This window comes from Peptoniphilus indolicus ATCC 29427 (assembly GCF_000227315.1).
In the GTDB taxonomy this organism is placed as follows: Bacteria; Bacillota; Clostridia; order Tissierellales; family Peptoniphilaceae; genus Peptoniphilus; species Peptoniphilus indolicus.
Genome location: NZ_JH165061.1, coordinates 1292845 through 1307576 on the forward strand (window position 1 = coordinate 1292845; position 14732 = coordinate 1307576).

17 protein-coding genes are annotated in these 14732 nt (G+C 31.6%); 14 read left to right on the forward strand and 3 right to left on the reverse strand.

Annotated features, from left to right (window positions below):
• The 3 genes from HMPREF9129_RS05810 to HMPREF9129_RS05820 all read left to right on the forward strand — a co-directional run.
• The coding region (locus HMPREF9129_RS05810; protein ID WP_004821377.1) for a sensor histidine kinase at nt 1-1297 on the forward strand (1297 nt) is incomplete at its 5' end.
• Nucleotides 1298-1316: 19 nt separating this feature from the next.
• The gene (locus HMPREF9129_RS05815; protein ID WP_147285879.1) at nt 1317-2651 is read left to right on the forward strand and encodes a hypothetical protein; all 1335 of its coding nucleotides are present in this window, start codon (nt 1317-1319) and stop codon (nt 2649-2651) included.
• A 9-nt stretch (nt 2652-2660) separates the two neighbouring features.
• Entirely contained in the window at nt 2661-2966 is a 306-nt protein-coding gene (locus tag HMPREF9129_RS05820) for a hypothetical protein (RefSeq protein ID WP_004821381.1), read from the forward strand.
• A gap of 77 nt (nt 2967-3043) precedes the next feature.
• Here the strand turns inward: HMPREF9129_RS05820 and HMPREF9129_RS05825 are convergent, their stop codons facing one another.
• On the reverse strand, nt 3044-3265 hold the full coding sequence (locus HMPREF9129_RS05825) for a GIY-YIG nuclease family protein (RefSeq protein ID WP_004821383.1): 222 nt from the start codon (nt 3263-3265) through the stop codon (nt 3044-3046).
• Nucleotides 3255-3875: a regulatory protein RecX gene (locus HMPREF9129_RS05830; RefSeq protein WP_004821385.1), complete on the reverse strand. Its 621-nt coding sequence runs from the start codon at nt 3873-3875 to the stop codon at nt 3255-3257. The genes HMPREF9129_RS05825 and HMPREF9129_RS05830 overlap by 11 nt, the downstream gene beginning before the upstream one ends.
• Nucleotides 3876-4101: 226 nt before the next feature.
• Between HMPREF9129_RS05830 and HMPREF9129_RS05835 the strand changes: the two genes are divergently transcribed.
• The 11 genes from HMPREF9129_RS05835 (at nt 4102) to HMPREF9129_RS05885 (ending at nt 14250) form a co-directional block, all read left to right on the forward strand.
• On the forward strand, nt 4102-4437 hold the full coding sequence (locus tag HMPREF9129_RS05835) for an FHA domain-containing protein (protein ID WP_004821386.1): 336 nt from the start codon (nt 4102-4104) through the stop codon (nt 4435-4437).
• 215 nt (nt 4438-4652) lie between these two features.
• Complete coding sequence (locus HMPREF9129_RS05840) at nt 4653-5687, forward strand: FtsW/RodA/SpoVE family cell cycle protein (protein ID WP_004821388.1); 1035 nt, start codon at nt 4653-4655, stop codon at nt 5685-5687.
• A 2-nt stretch (nt 5688-5689) separates the two neighbouring features.
• Entirely contained in the window at nt 5690-7126 is a 1437-nt protein-coding gene (locus HMPREF9129_RS05845; protein ID WP_004821390.1) for a peptidoglycan D,D-transpeptidase FtsI family protein, read from the forward strand.
• Entirely contained in the window at nt 7126-7824 is a 699-nt protein-coding gene (gene ispD / locus HMPREF9129_RS05850) for a 2-C-methyl-D-erythritol 4-phosphate cytidylyltransferase (protein WP_004821391.1), read from the forward strand. Before HMPREF9129_RS05845 ends, ispD begins: the two co-directional genes overlap by 1 nt.
• Nucleotides 7821-8300 (forward strand): 2-C-methyl-D-erythritol 2,4-cyclodiphosphate synthase, encoded by a 480-nt coding sequence (gene ispF, locus HMPREF9129_RS05855; protein WP_004821393.1) that lies wholly within the window; start codon nt 7821-7823, stop codon nt 8298-8300. The genes ispD and ispF overlap by 4 nt, the downstream gene beginning before the upstream one ends.
• Nucleotides 8297-8953 carry a fructose-6-phosphate aldolase gene (gene fsa, locus HMPREF9129_RS05860; RefSeq protein ID WP_004821394.1) on the forward strand — a complete coding sequence of 219 codons (657 nt, stop codon included), beginning with the start codon at nt 8297-8299 and terminating at the stop codon, nt 8951-8953. The genes ispF and fsa overlap by 4 nt, the downstream gene beginning before the upstream one ends.
• Nucleotides 8953-9921 (forward strand): class II fructose-bisphosphatase, encoded by a 969-nt coding sequence (gene glpX / locus HMPREF9129_RS05865; protein WP_004821396.1) that lies wholly within the window; start codon nt 8953-8955, stop codon nt 9919-9921. The genes fsa and glpX overlap by 1 nt, the downstream gene beginning before the upstream one ends.
• The gene (gene rho / locus HMPREF9129_RS05870) at nt 9911-11614 is read left to right on the forward strand and encodes a transcription termination factor Rho (RefSeq protein ID WP_004821398.1); all 1704 of its coding nucleotides are present in this window, start codon (nt 9911-9913) and stop codon (nt 11612-11614) included. The genes glpX and rho overlap by 11 nt, the downstream gene beginning before the upstream one ends.
• On the forward strand, nt 11611-12360 hold the full coding sequence (locus HMPREF9129_RS05875; protein WP_004821400.1) for a TrmH family RNA methyltransferase: 750 nt from the start codon (nt 11611-11613) through the stop codon (nt 12358-12360). The genes rho and HMPREF9129_RS05875 overlap by 4 nt, the downstream gene beginning before the upstream one ends.
• Nucleotides 12361-13038 carry a DUF6873 family GME fold protein gene (locus HMPREF9129_RS05880; RefSeq protein WP_004821402.1) on the forward strand — a complete coding sequence of 226 codons (678 nt, stop codon included), beginning with the start codon at nt 12361-12363 and terminating at the stop codon, nt 13036-13038. It abuts the gene before it with no gap.
• A 45-nt stretch (nt 13039-13083) separates the two neighbouring features.
• The gene (locus HMPREF9129_RS05885; protein WP_004821405.1) at nt 13084-14250 is read left to right on the forward strand and encodes a M20 metallopeptidase family protein; all 1167 of its coding nucleotides are present in this window, start codon (nt 13084-13086) and stop codon (nt 14248-14250) included.
• A gap of 80 nt (nt 14251-14330) precedes the next feature.
• Here the strand turns inward: HMPREF9129_RS05885 and HMPREF9129_RS05890 are convergent, their stop codons facing one another.
• Nucleotides 14331-14540 (reverse strand): TOBE domain-containing protein, encoded by a 210-nt coding sequence (locus tag HMPREF9129_RS05890; protein ID WP_004821407.1) that lies wholly within the window; start codon nt 14538-14540, stop codon nt 14331-14333.
• Nucleotides 14541-14732: the final 192 nt, after the last annotated feature.

Sequence of the window (14732 nt, forward strand, 5' to 3'; positions counted from 1 at the left end):
AAATGAACTTTCTTCGAGGCTCAATTTATCCATTGATTCATTTGAAAAATTTTATTCTGATAGGACATTGGAAGATTTGATTTTAGAAGATACAGAAATGTTATGGGCTAATACGAATTCAGAAGTACAGATTTTAAATAATGACAAATATGTAATCTATGATTCGATAGGGGCAATGCCAACTGATAAAATTATTACTTATGATGTAAAAGCAGCTGAAAATGGAACGAAAATAACTTATATAGGTTCAAACAATTATACAAATGACAATGTAATGGCATTGACTGGAAAATTGAGAAATTCAGCTGGAATGGACATAGGTTATTTGAGATTTATAAGCTCTTTGGAAGAACCTAATAAGGAAATATTAAAAACTTCTCTTGGAATACTCGGCTTAGGACTTATTGTGGTTGTAATAACTACTATAATGAGTTTGATTTTGGCAAACTCAATAGTAAAGCCAATGAAAGAATTGATTTCTGTTGCAACGAAGATGGCAGATGGACAATATAAAATTAGGTCTGAGTTAAATACTCCGGACGAGTTTGGTCAGATTGGTAGTACGTTAAACTCCATGGCTGAAGAAATAATTAAGAGAGAACAGATAAAAAATGACTTTATATCATCAATATCACATGAACTTAGAACACCGTTGACTTCAATAAAAGGTTGGGCTGTAGTTTTAAAAAGTGCAAGAGAAGATGAGAGAACTCTTATAAATGATGGTTTGAATATAATAGAAAATGAAACTGATAGATTGTCTAAGATGGTTGAAGAACTTTTGGACTTCTCCAGATTTATTTCAGGAAGAATACAATTAGAAAAAGACTCTTTGAATATTACTGATGTGCTAAATGACATAGCAAAACAAATGAGGCCTAGAGCAGAACTTAATAAGATTGAATTTCAGTCGAATATAGACCCTGAGAAAGCAATTTTAATAGGAGATGAAAATAGGATAAGGCAATTACTTATAAATTTATTAGATAATGCTATTAAATTTACAGCAACTGATGGGTTTGTTAGATTGACGTCAAACGTATTAGAAGATGTTATAGTAATTTTGATAACAGACAATGGACAGGGAATAGATAAGGACGAAATTCAACATGTAAAAGAAAAGTTTTATAAGGGAAAACATTCAAAAAGTCACAGTGGGATAGGCCTTTCAATAGCTGATGAAATTGCCAATCTACATCAAGGAGAGTTAAATATATATTCTGAAAAAAATATTGGAACTACTGTAAAGGTAACTCTTCCTATAGTAAAGGTACAAAAAGATGAAGAAGAGAATTAAAATTTTAATATTTTTGTTTATGATTACGACTCTTACAGGATGCTCTTTTATAAACACTAATATGAGAAATATAACTGAGCCAAAGATCAATAAAACTCCAATAAATGGAAGTTGGACTGTTACAAAAGTCATATTTATAAAAAATGATAGAGAATATTTTGATTACAAAGATAAAATAGGCTCAGATGTATATTTTTCCAATAGGGGTTTTATAATAGATGGATATTATTTTGAAAATCCTTCAATAAGGTCTAAGGTGGTAAATACAGAGAAATTTTTGGAAAGAAAATATCAAATTGAACCAAGTACATTGGGTATTGACAAAGAAAAACTAACTATTGTCAACTTATATAACTCAAAAGATTTGGTTTATCAGATTTTGAAGGTTGAAGAAAATGAAAGCTACGTGTATTTAGACGGAGTATTTTTACAACTATCAAGAGTATCTGAAGATATCAGTGAAGAGGAATTTGAAAGTATAAAAAGTAGAGGGGAATCAAAACTTATAAACTTAAAAGAACAACTTGACGCAAATTCAAAAGATAATGGTATTTTATTGGGAATAAAATATAAAAATGAAAACAATATAAAGTACAGGAGTTTTTATTTGAAATTCAACAATGATGATTTAGAATCTGTCGAAGAATCAAAAGGTTTAAAAATTCCGACTGATAAAGGGTTATTATCCATAGATGAAAATAATAAACAAGTTACACTTATAAACGAAAGTGGAGAAGAAAAAAAAGAAAATATAGATTCAAATTCTGAAATTAATGAAATAATGTATGTTTCAGATGACTATTTAAGCTTGAGGCAAGAGACTATAGATGGTAGAAATAGTTTGGTTTTTAAGTATACGGCTGATATTGAAAAAGATAGAGCTATTCCCTTTTCAAAATTAATTGATGATGGAGATAAAATTTTTAAAAAGCAAGCATTAAAATACGGTGAAGAAGGATATATAAACGATGTTAATTTTGGAATAAAGAGAAAAGATGGAAAGTTTATTGTATTTGGTCTTATGTCGTATAGAGATTCAGACAAAGAAGATGTGTGGTTTGATTTGGGAGTAGATATAAATAGAATTCTTGATCATACAGCAGAGCTCAATATGCCGTTTGAAAATATCAAAACATATTTACCTGATTTAAGAGATGCTGTCATCTCATCTAACAATAGATTTATTGTAACTATGGAAAATAGTACTTTGAACATTTATAATATAGTTAATGCAGAATTGGGTTCGAAAAAAATATATTCTATAGAAATACCACAAGGTTCTGAAATTGTTCAGATTGAAAGATATGTAGGAAATAACTCAATTGAAGTTAGAAAAAGATTAAATACAAATTAGAGGTGTAAGATGTCCAAAATTATGGAGCTTGTTGGGGGAAATACAGAATTTATAATGCTTTCGATTTATGCAATAGTCATCACTATAGCAGTTACAATTGCTATTAGTGTTGTAGCTAAAAGGCTTAAGTTTGCAAAGTATTTACCTGGTATTTTTTTAATTACAATAGGAATATTTGTATTATTTTCTGTAATAAATGATTTATTCAATCCAGCTAATGTAAATTCGATAGCGATATTTTTAATAGGGTGTTCAAGTGGCGTTATTTCGCTTTTAGTTGCCCTGATTTTTGGAATAATACAAAACGGAAGATAAATTAAACTCCTGATAAAATTTCAGGAGTTTTTTATTTTGAAGGTTTAAAGTTTTTTATTAAAAGAATTTTTTTATCCCTACTTAAATTTTTTATAGCACATTCTCTTTTTAAAGCTTTCACTCTTGGTGTTAAAAATTTCATAATACACTGACTCTACAGGGGTTCTAGCACGAGTGTATTTTGCTCCGGTTTTATTGTTGTGAGTAGCGACTCTTTTTTCTAAGTTTATAGTGTATCCACAATAGAGAGAATCATCTCTACACTTTAATAGGTATACATAATATTTTTTATCTATCATATTTAAAGTCAAACTCTTTTAAAATTTCTTTTATCATATCGTATTGATACCCCTTATAAATAAGGTGGTTTATCAATTTTGATTTTGTGTTGTGGTCTTTTTTTAAAGTATTGAATTTTTTTTGAGCATGGAGTTTTAAATTTTCAAATTCAATATCTTCGTCTAAATCAAGAACGGCTATTTCGGCAAGATCTTTATCTATTCCATGCATTAATAAATGATTTTTGATTTTATTTCTACCGTATTTATTAATTTTGAGCTTGTCGTGAACAAAAGCAGAGGCATATTTTTTATCATCAATATAGCCTTTTTCAATTAAATAATTGGAAGTGAGTTCAACAATATCTTCATCATAACCTTTTTTCGAGAGATAGTCTTTAACTTCTCTAACTGTTTTTTTATTTTGTATATATCTAAATACAGAATTTGCTGCTTCAAATTTTTGATTTTGTTTTCTTATATTTGAAATTTCATCATCTTCTATTTCCATGCCTTTGTATAAATTAAATTTGACCAGTGTATCTTCAACGACTTCTACACTAGTCCCATTGCTAAAAAAATATGGCATATTTTTTATTTTATTTAGAAATACAATTTTTTCAATAATCATTTTATCACCTAATTAAATTTTAACATTTTTGAGTGGTAAAAGCTTGATTTTAATTAATATTGTTATAGTTTTAAAGTATTTCCATTTATGATATTATATTTAATAGAAATTTATAGAGGTGCACAATGTTTGAAATAATCTCACAAGGTTTAAGATATGTATTCATAGTTATAATATATTTATTTTTATTAAGTATTATAAGACTTATATACATGGATATAAAAAAATGGATATGAAAGGGTCTTATATGGATGCAGCTTATTTAAAAGTTGTAAATCGATTAGATTCTTTAGATTTTAAAATGGATGAATTTTACGTTTTAAAGGGTATTACAGTTATAGGAAGATCTTCAAAGTGTGATATTGCTATAAAAGATAAATTTGTTTCAAAAGAACATATTGAAATTAGGGAAGAAGATGGGGTTTATTTCTTAGAAGATTTAAATTCTGCAAATGGCACTTTTTTAAATGGTGAGGAAGTTCACGATATAATAGAATTGAGAAACGGGGATAAAATTGGTGTTGGATTCATACAACTTTTATTCGTGGATGACAGGGGGTAGAAGATGATTAGTAAAGTTTTTAGATCTGATCAACCAAGAAATCTACTCCTAGTATTTGAAATTTTAGCAGTGTTATTGCTTTTCTTTTTAATAACCAACATGTAGATAAATATATAGTAATATTATTTTTTGGGCTAATTTCAGTAGTTTATATTTCAAATTTCATATTAGGTAGGATATCAACTGGGGACAATTATATTTTCCTCATTGTTTCCATGCTCTTAACCATAGGAATTTTGACCATATACAGATTAAATCCTGATTTAGGACTTAGACAGTTAGTATGGGCATTAGTTGGTATATTAGTTTTTTATATAACTTATTTTGTGATGAGAGCGCTTAGAAAAATAGAAAATTGGACGTATTTTTATGGGGCTATATCTTTATTTTTATTCTTTATAACTTTGGTGTTTGGAGTTGAAAGAGGGGGTTCAAAAAACTGGATAAAGCTTAGTGAAAGTGTTTTATTACAGCCTACAGAGCTTACAAAAATAGTATTGGTATTTTTAATAGCATCTTATTATACAGAGTATCAATACAAAATACCAAAGAAATTTAAGTATAAATCTGTTGTGTTGATGGGAGTAGTGTATTTTTTAATAGGCCTACTTTTTATACAAAAGGACTTGGGAACAGCAGCGATATTTCTTTCAATTTTTTCAGGCATACAATTTATATATGAAGAGGATAGAAAGATGATTTTGTTAAATATTCTTTTAGTTATAGTGGGTAGTGTTGTAGGATACTTTTTGTTTAGACATGTGAGAGTTAGAATAGGAATTTGGTTAGATCCATGGAATCCTGAGACCATATATAAGAGCTCAGCTCAAATAGTTCAATCTCTATTTGCTATTGCTGAAGGGGGATTCTTTGGTAAGGGAATTGGTTTAGGTTATCCTAAGTTGGTTCCGGTTGGAAGTTCGGATTTTATATTCCCGGTTATATGTGAAGAGATGGGAATATTTGCCGGAATTGGAATTATAATGTTGTTTTTATTGCTTGCATATAGAGCTGTAAAAATAAGCATAAGACAAGAATTTAAATTTTACAGAATACTTGCAATAGGCATTGGAATTTTATTTGCAGTACAATGCTTTTTAAACATAGGCGGAGTAATAAAACTTATACCTATGACAGGTTTGACATTGCCGTTTGTATCTTATGGCGGTTCTTCAATGCTTTCAAGTTTCATAGCTCTTGGGGTTCTACAGGTAACAAGTGAAGATATGTCGTATAAGTACGAGGGATAGAGATGAATATAAAAGAAAATAGGAGAATGTTAGTGGTCCTTGTGGGGCTTATTATAATGTTCTTAGGTTTGATATTTTATTTGAGTTATTTTACAATATTTGATGCTAAAGAAATTGTAAAACATCCTGCAAATAGACGCGATGCAATTAAAGTTGCGGCTTTGAAGCGAGGGACTATAGTAGATAGGAATGGAGAAGTACTAGCCCAAACCGAAGGAGAAAAGTATAAATATACTAGAGTTTATCCTCATCCAAGGGCCTATGCACATGTAGTTGGGTATTCAAGTAAGACTAAGGGCAGTTCCGGGTTAGAGGCCTCATATAGTAAACAACTTTTGGGAATTGAAGGTTCCGGTACATTGAAGTCAATCCGTGCATTCTTTAATAATAAAGTAGATTCTGATGTTGGAAATGATTTGACATTGACAACAAGCACTAAAATACAACAGTATATAAGAGATAAATTAGCTGAAAGTGGAGAAAAGGGTGCAGCTGTTGTTATGAATCCGAAAACTGGAGAAATTTTAGGAATGGTGTCTTATCCGGACTTTAATATTCAAAACATAGATTCTGATTATAGCGCCATAGTTGAGCGAAATAATGGTGCGTTTTTTAATAATGCAATTCAAGGGGGATATGCTCCGGGTTCTATTTTTAAGATAATATCTACTGCAGCAATAATAGAATCTGGAATAGACCAAAAGTATAAAGATACTGGAGAAGAAGAAATTTTGGGCCGTGCAATAAAAAATGCAGGTGGAAAAGAGTATGGAGATCTTAATTTAAATAAAGCATTTACTCATTCTGTAAATACTTATTTTGCAAATAAAGTTGCAGAAGTTGGAAAAGATAAATTTGTAGAAGTTGCAGAGAGATTTATGATGAATAAAAAAGTGGACTTTGATTTAAATACAAAGACAACTTATCTTGCAAAATCTTCGTTCAATTCCTCAAATTGGGATCAACATGCTTTGGCGAGTGCCGGTATAGGGCAGGCAGATATTCTAACTACGCCATTAGAAATGTGTATGGTAGCATCTGCAATAGCTAATGAGGGAAAGATGATGGCTCCATACTTGGTAAGTAATATAAAATCACCTGAAGGTTCTAATATATTTACAAGAGAACCACAAGTTTTATCAGAAGCAGTATCTCCGGAAGTTGCGAAACAGATAGGTGATATGATGGTGAATGTAGTGCGAAGTGGTTCTGGGAAAACTGCCAAAATAAGAAGAGCTCAAGTTGCAGGGAAGACTGGGACAGCGCAGATATCTAAGGATGCAGATAAGTATAATGCTTGGTTTGTAGGATATGCACCTGCAAAAGACCCTGAAGTTGCGGTGGCAGTAATTATTCAAAACGTTGAAAAATTTGGAGGAGAAATAGCAGCCCCTATAGCTGGAGATATAATAAATTATTCACTGGGAGTGTTGGACTGATGATAAATGGGCAATATGTGAGCGCTATGGTGGCAGCAGCTGGAATGGGTAGAAGGATGAAAACTGATTTAAATAAACAGTTTTTAGAAATAAGCGGGGATAAGATATTATCTCATACATTAAAAAAGATATTGGAGTCAAAATATATTGATCATTTGACAATTATAATAAAGGATACAGACTTGAACTATTTGAATGGCATATTGGAAACCTTAAAAATAAATATACCTTATAATATAGTATACGGTGGAACGGAAAGACAGGATTCAATTTACAATGGTCTTTTACAAATTCCAGATAATACAAAAATAGTTTTGACACACGATGGAGCAAGGCCTCTAGTTAAACCATCTAAGATAGATGAAGTTATAGAAGCGGCTTTTGAAACAGGAGCTGCAACTCTTGCAAATACAGTTAAAGACACTATAAAAATTTCTCACAATGGTAAAACTGTAGACTACACTCCAAATAGAAATGAACTTTGGGCAGTGCAAACTCCACAGGTGTTTTTTAAAGAAGTTTTGATGAGTGCTTATAATCAAGCTTATCAAGAAGGCTATTATGGAACGGATGATTGTTCTTTGGTGGAAAAAACCGGAAGAAAAGTTAAATTGGTTTGGAATGACTATGGTAACTTAAAGATAACTACTCCAGAAGACTTGATTTTAGCTGAAGCATTAATAGGAAGTGACATATGAAGATAGGCATAGGGTATGATGTACACAAATTAGTTGAAGGAAGGGATTTGTTCCTTGGCGGTCTGAAAATAGAATATGAAAAGGGACTTTTGGGACATTCAGATGCAGATGTTTTGATACATGCGATAATGGATGCAATTTTGGGAGCTCTTGCCTTGGGAGATATTGGCAAATTATTTCCTGACAATGACATGGCATACAAAGATATAGATTCTAAAATCCTACTAGAAAGAGTTGTTGAAGTTATGGAATCTAAAGGTTATATGATAGGGAATTTAGATTCTATAGTTATTTGCGAAGAACCTAAGTTAAAAAATCATATAGAAGCTATTAGAACTATATTGGCGAAAATTTTGAAGACAGATGTGGATAATGTGTCCGTAAAAGCCACAACAACTGAAAAATTGGGATTTGAAGGAAGAAAAGAAGGAATAGCGGCGCAAAGTGTTGTGCTATTAGAGAGGAGAAATATATGAAATTTTTTATCGATACTGCAGATGTAGAAGAAATAAGAGAAATTAATTCATGGGGAGTTGTTTCAGGAGTAACTACAAACCCAAGTTTAATAGCAAAAGAGGGAAAAGTTTTTGAAGATGTTGTCAAAGAGATCACTGAAATAGTAGATGGACCAATTTCTGCAGAAGTAACAGCCCTTGATGCAGAGACTATGGTTGCTCAAGCTATGGAACTTGTAAAGATTTCAGACAATATTGTAATTAAGATTCCAATGACAGATGAAGGATTAAAAGCAGTTAAAGTATTATCTAAAGAAGGTATAAAGACAAATGTAACTTTGATATTTTCTGCTAATCAAGCACTTCTGGCAGCAAGAGCCGGTGCTAGCTATGTAAGTCCGTTTATAGGCAGACTTGATGATATAGGACAAGACGGAATGGAGCTTATCAGAGATTTAGCTGTAATTTTTAATATTTATGGTATTGAAACAGAAGTTATTGCAGCTTCAGTAAGACACACAGGCCACGTCTTAGAGTGTATGAAGGCTGGAGCAGATATTGCAACAATACCTTACAAAGTTTTCAAACAAATGCTTTCACATCCTTTAACTAATTCAGGAATAGAGAAGTTTTTAGAAGATTTTAAAACAGTTGAGACAAAAGGAGAATTTTAATGAATAGAAATTTAGCGCTTAATTTAGCAAGAGTTACAGAAGCGGCGGCAATAAATGCGGCAAAATGGCTTGGTAAAGGAGATAAAAACGGAGCTGACGGAGCAGCTGTAGATGCTATGAGAAGAATGCTTGACCAAATCGAAGTTGATGCAGAAGTTGTAATCGGAGAAGGAGAAATGGACGAAGCACCTATGCTTTACATAGGTGAAAAAATTGGCGAAGGCAAATTAAATGCAGATAAGGTTGATATTGCAGTGGACCCAGTTGACGGAACAACAGCAGTTTCAAAGGGGATGAACAATGCAATAGCTGTAATAGCAATGGCACCAAGAGGATGTCTATTATTTGCACCAGATGTATATATGGATAAAATAGCATGTGGTCCAAAAGCTAAAGGCTGTATCAATTTAAATGATTCTCCAACTGAAAACATAAAGAGAGTAGCTAAAGCATTAGATAAAAATATTGAAGACATAACAGTTGCAATATTAGATAGAGAACGTCATCAAAAAATAGTAGATGAAGTTAGAGCACTTGGTGCAAAGATAAAATCTTTCTCAGAAGGAGATATCATAACTGCAGTTGAAACTTGTTTTGAAGATTCAGGGGTTGACTTATTACTTGGAATAGGTGGAGCACCTGAAGGAGTAATAGCGGCAGCGGCAATCAAGTGTCTTGGTGGAGATTTTCAAGGAAGACTTGCGCCATCAGATGAAGAGCAAGTTGAAAGATGTAAAACTTTAAATGCTGATTTAAATAAAATTTATACAATAGATGATTTAGTAAAGGGAGATGAAGTTGTATTCTCAGCAACTGGAGTTTCAAAAGGGGAACTTTTAGATGCAGTTAAATTCATTTCAAAAGATGTTGCAACTACTGAAACATTAGTGCTTAGACTTCCAAGCGGTACAGCAAGATACGTAAAATCACAACATAAACTGTCTCAAAAACCTGAATATGCTCAATAATTTGGAGGGAAAATTGCCTAATAATAGTTTCAATAGCGAAGTATTAAACAATAAAACTATAGAAGATTTGAGAAATATAGCAGTTTCCATGGGGCTAATAGACCATAAGTCTTTAACCCGTGGAGACTATTATAATTATATAGTAAGTGGTAAAAAGCCAATAATAGATAGCTATGACGAAGAATTTTTAGAAAAGTTATCTTTAGTGGATTTAAGAAAAATAGCCACAGATATGGGTGTACAGAGCTCATATAAATTAAAGAAAGAAGAATTGATTAAAACCATATTAGAAACTCAAGTTAACTTATCAGATCAAGATATAAACAGGTCCAAACTTAATTCCATGACACTTATAAAACTTCGAGAAATGGCAGATGAACTTGGAGTAGAAAAATCATATACATTAAAAAAACAAGAAATAGTAGATAAAATTTTAAACATCCAATCAGACCAAGATGTAGAAGAATTTAATGAATTTTGTGAAGATTTTATTTCAGAAGATACTAATGAGAAAGAGACTATAGATGTTTCTGACTTATCAGACAATGCTACAGAGATAATCGAAGATATGGAAGATATAAATTATGTGAGCGGTATCCTAGATTTATATCAAGACGGATATGGGTTTTTAAGAGTAAATAATTATATTCCTGGAGAGGGAGATATATACGTTTCTCCAAGTCAAATTAGAAGATTTAAACTTAGAAACGGGGATGAAATAGTAGGGGTGCCAAGACCTGATAAAGAAGGGGAATCGTATAATGCACTAATATATATTAAATCAGTAAATGGAATAGAGCCTAACAAGATTGTAAAAAGACCTTATTTTGACAACTTAACTCCGATTTATCCAAACCAAAGATACATTCTTGAAAGCGATTCAAAAGATACTGCAACAAGAATGATTGATTTGATAGCGCCAATAGGAAAAGGACAGAGAGGGCTTATAGTATCTCAACCAAAGAGTGGTAAGACTACATTGTTGAAAAAAATAGCACACTCAATTTCTAAAAATTATCCTGAAGCACATTTGATGGTTTTACTAATAGATGAAAGACCGGAAGAAGTTACAGATATGATGAGGTCTGTAAAAGGAGAAGTAATATATTCTACATTTGACGAACAACCTAAAAATCATACGAAGGTTGCTGAAGCTGCAATAGAGAGGGCTAAGAGATTAGCAGAGCAGAAAAAAGATGTAATAATTTTGCTCGACTCACTTACAAGACTTACAAGAGCCTATAACTTAATAACTCCGGCAAGTGGAAAGACACTATCCGGTGGACTTGACCCGCTTTCTCTACACAAACCTAAGAGATTTTTTGGCGCTGCAAGAAATATTGAAGAGGGTGGTTCGCTTACAATATTGGCGACTGCTCTAGTAGATACAGGCTCAAGAATGGACGATGTAATATTTGAAGAGTTTAAAGGAACTGGAAATATGGAAGTCCATTTAGATAGAAAGCTGTCTGAAAAGAGAATTTTCCCTGCAATTGACATCTTTAAATCAGGTACGAGAAAAGAAGAGCTACTATTGAATGAAGAAGAAATGGAATTTAACTGGGCGGTTAGAAGAGCTATGAGTAGTGAATCAACACAAGAGCTTACAGAATTTTTGTTAGATACAATTCAAAAATATGACAAGAACAAGGATTTGTTGAGAGTTTCAATAGAGAAGTTGAATAAAATATGATAAATATAAATAGCAAAGAAAATAAAATTTATAAATATTTAAAATCACTACAACAAAAAAAATACAGAGATAAAGAGAATTTATTTTATATAGAGGGCTTCGTTGTTTTAAATGAAGCTCTTCAATATAAAATTCCAAAATTTATAGCTGTGAGCGAATCTAAATTTTCAGAGCTTTTGGAGTTAAATATAAAAGCTGAAATTTATATAATAGCAGATAAAATATTTAAAGGCCTTTCAGATACAGTTAATTCCCAAGGTGTGATAGCATATTTTGAACAAATTCACAGTAGGGGAATAGAAAGTATAAGAGATGGAAAATATATATTGCTTGACGATGTGAGAGATCCTGGAAACGTTGGTGGAATAATAAGAAGTGCAGACGGTTTTGGAGTTAAGCTTATTATGACACCGGAGTGTGTTGAACTCTACAATCCAAAACTCATTCGCTCAACAATGGCATCCATCTTTAGAACCGAAATTCACATTTTAAAAGATAAAGCAGAAGTTTTAAAACTCAGAGAAAAATTTTTTGAAATTATAGTCACAGATGTAAACGGTGGAGAAATATCCAAAGACTTTGAATTTAAAAAAGATACTGTATTAGTTTTGGGGAATGAAGCAAAGGGAGTTTCAAAAGAAATTTCAAGTTTGGCCGACAGAAAAATATATATAAAAACTCAAAACATTGAATCGTTGAATGTAAACGTAGCGGGCTCAATATTGATGTATGAGATGATGAGATAAATGATAGTTGTAGATTACTATACAAACGAAACAATTAAGAATAAATTAAAAAATTATGGTGAAGTTGTAACCACACTTCCGAATTCAAAAATATATGAGGGGATAGATGCACACCCTGACATTCTAATAAGAAAGTTGGACGAAGAAACCATTGCTGTGGATTCACAAAATATAGAGTACTATTCAAATATTTTTAAGAACAAAAAAATAATTCCAATTGAAAATATTGAAAGCCCATATCCAAACCATGTAAAGTTAAATTTTGCAGTGTATAGAGATTTTTTTATACACAACTTAAAGTTTACAGACAAAGAGATTTTAAATTTCTATAAGAATAGGGGATTTAAATTAATAGATGTGAAACAAGGCTATACAAAATGCAATCTTGCAGTTGGTAAAAGGTGTCTAATAACTTCAGACGTTGGAATTTATGAAAAATTAAAAAATATTTCAAATATATTGTTGATTGAGCACAAACAAATCGAGCTTAGAAATTTTGAATATGGTTTTATTGGCGGTGCGACAGGTTTAGTAGGAGATAGATTGTTTTTTACAGGTGTATTAGAAGGGCATTCATCAAAAGATAAAATTATAAAATTTTTAGAAGCTAATAATGAAAATTTTGAGTTTTTAACAGAAAGTAATATAATCGATATAGGAAGTATTATTGAGATTTAGATTTAGAGTCTGATTTATTTCAGGCTCTTTTTTATAGAGGAAGAAATGAATATAGAACTTACAAGAGAAGAAGAAAACAAAATTTTAGAATTTAGACACTATATGCACGAATATCCAGAACTTTCTAATATGGAGTTCAACACTACAAAAAATATAAAAGAATTTTTGAGTACAATTGATGGAGTTGAGATAATTCCACTTGACGTTGAAACGGGAGTGGTTGCTAAAATAAAAGGAGCTAAAGAGGGGAAGACCATAGGGATTAGATGTGATATAGATGCAATCAGCCAAACAGAAAAGTATAATTGGGAGTATAAGTCAAAAGTTGATGGAGTAATGCATGCTTGTGGTCATGATTTTCATACTGCTTCGCTACTTGGAGCGGCAATCATTTTAAGTAAATTGAGAAGTAAAATGCAAGGAAATACTATTTTACTTTTCCAAAAAGCTGAAGAGACTACCACTGGTGCAAAAGAAATGTTAGAAGCAGGACTTTTAGAAATTACAAAACCGGATATGTTCTTCGGTCTACACAATTGGCCTTTAGTACCGGCAGGAAAAGTAATTTGCAAAAATGGAGCACTTATGTCAGCAAAGACAAATTTTGAAATAGAAATTATTGGAAGAGGAGGACACGGTTCAATGCCTCATTTAAATATTGACCCAATAGTTTGTACCTCAGCTGTGATAATGTCTTTACAAACTGTTTTGAGTAGAAATATAGACCCTTTTGAACAAGTTGTATTTTCTATAAATTATGTAAACGGCGGGAGTAAAGAAAATTTAGTTGTAGATAATACAATAATGACAGCTACAATTCGTTCGTTGAGTAGTGAAGCTATGACAAGAGCCAAAGAGAGAATGGAGAGAATTGTAAAAGACACTTGTTCCGCCTATGAATGTGATTATAAAATTACATACTATGAAGATATCCCTCTAACGTTCAATTCAGGAGAAATGTATAATTTAGCCGTTAAAGCTGCTGGGAAAATAGTTGGAAGAGAAGATATAATTGATATAAAACCGACAATGGCTAGTGAAGACTTTGCAATTATAATGCAAAACGTTCCGTCATTTATGTATTGGTTTGGAAGTGGAATAGTTGGCGCAGAAAATCAAGCACTACACCATTCATATTATCATGCAGCAGATAGTGGAATAAAAACAGCATCCGAAGTTTTGGCAAGCGCAGTTATAACAGCTCAAGAATAAAGTTTTTGATTGTTAAGTAAAAATATTTAGGTGATGTTGCAGAGTAGAATCATCTATTCTGCAACATCACCATAAATTTATTATTCAACACCAACCATTACGTTGCTTGTTTTTACAATCGCACTTGCTTCTTTTCCAACTTCAAGGCCAAGTTCTTCAATAGCAGTATTTGTAATAGATGAAGTGATTACTACATCATTTCCAAGGTCGATTTTAACGATTCCGTTAACTGCTCCCTTTTGAATTTCAACAATTTTACACTTAAACATGTTATGTGCGATAATTTTCATAAATTTTCCTCCTAAAAAATTTTTAAAAAATTTTGCTTTTATTTTACACTTATCACTAATGAAAGATAAATTTAATTAAGGAAAATAAAATTATTGATTATTTTCCCAAGTTGTGCTATCATATCTTACAACGTTGAAGGGACGAGTAGTATAACTATCTCTTTAGAGAGGAGCCGGTTGGTGAAAGGCTTT

Excerpts from the sequence above, each read along its gene's own strand:
- HMPREF9129_RS05815 (WP_147285879.1), top strand. The coding sequence starts at position 1,317 with ATGATTACGACTCTTACAGGATGCTCTTTTATAAACACTAATATGAGA.
- HMPREF9129_RS05820 (WP_004821381.1), top strand. The coding sequence starts at position 2,661 with ATGTCCAAAATTATGGAGCTTGTTGGGGGAAATACAGAATTTATAATG.
- HMPREF9129_RS05825 (WP_004821383.1), bottom strand. The coding sequence starts at position 3,265 with ATGATAGATAAAAAATATTATGTATACCTATTAAAGTGTAGAGATGAT.
- HMPREF9129_RS05830 (WP_004821385.1), bottom strand. The coding sequence starts at position 3,875 with ATGATTATTGAAAAAATTGTATTTCTAAATAAAATAAAAAATATGCCA.
- HMPREF9129_RS05835 (WP_004821386.1), top strand. The coding sequence starts at position 4,102 with ATGGATATGAAAGGGTCTTATATGGATGCAGCTTATTTAAAAGTTGTA.
- HMPREF9129_RS05840 (WP_004821388.1), top strand. The coding sequence starts at position 4,653 with ATGCTCTTAACCATAGGAATTTTGACCATATACAGATTAAATCCTGAT.
- HMPREF9129_RS05845 (WP_004821390.1), top strand. The coding sequence starts at position 5,690 with ATGAATATAAAAGAAAATAGGAGAATGTTAGTGGTCCTTGTGGGGCTT.
- ispD (WP_004821391.1), top strand. The coding sequence starts at position 7,126 with ATGATAAATGGGCAATATGTGAGCGCTATGGTGGCAGCAGCTGGAATG.
- ispF (WP_004821393.1), top strand. The coding sequence starts at position 7,821 with ATGAAGATAGGCATAGGGTATGATGTACACAAATTAGTTGAAGGAAGG.
- fsa (WP_004821394.1), top strand. The coding sequence starts at position 8,297 with ATGAAATTTTTTATCGATACTGCAGATGTAGAAGAAATAAGAGAAATT.
- glpX (WP_004821396.1), top strand. The coding sequence starts at position 8,953 with ATGAATAGAAATTTAGCGCTTAATTTAGCAAGAGTTACAGAAGCGGCG.
- rho (WP_004821398.1), top strand. The coding sequence starts at position 9,911 with ATGCTCAATAATTTGGAGGGAAAATTGCCTAATAATAGTTTCAATAGC.
- HMPREF9129_RS05875 (WP_004821400.1), top strand. The coding sequence starts at position 11,611 with ATGATAAATATAAATAGCAAAGAAAATAAAATTTATAAATATTTAAAA.
- HMPREF9129_RS05880 (WP_004821402.1), top strand. The coding sequence starts at position 12,361 with ATGATAGTTGTAGATTACTATACAAACGAAACAATTAAGAATAAATTA.
- HMPREF9129_RS05885 (WP_004821405.1), top strand. The coding sequence starts at position 13,084 with ATGAATATAGAACTTACAAGAGAAGAAGAAAACAAAATTTTAGAATTT.
- HMPREF9129_RS05890 (WP_004821407.1), bottom strand. The coding sequence starts at position 14,540 with ATGAAAATTATCGCACATAACATGTTTAAGTGTAAAATTGTTGAAATT.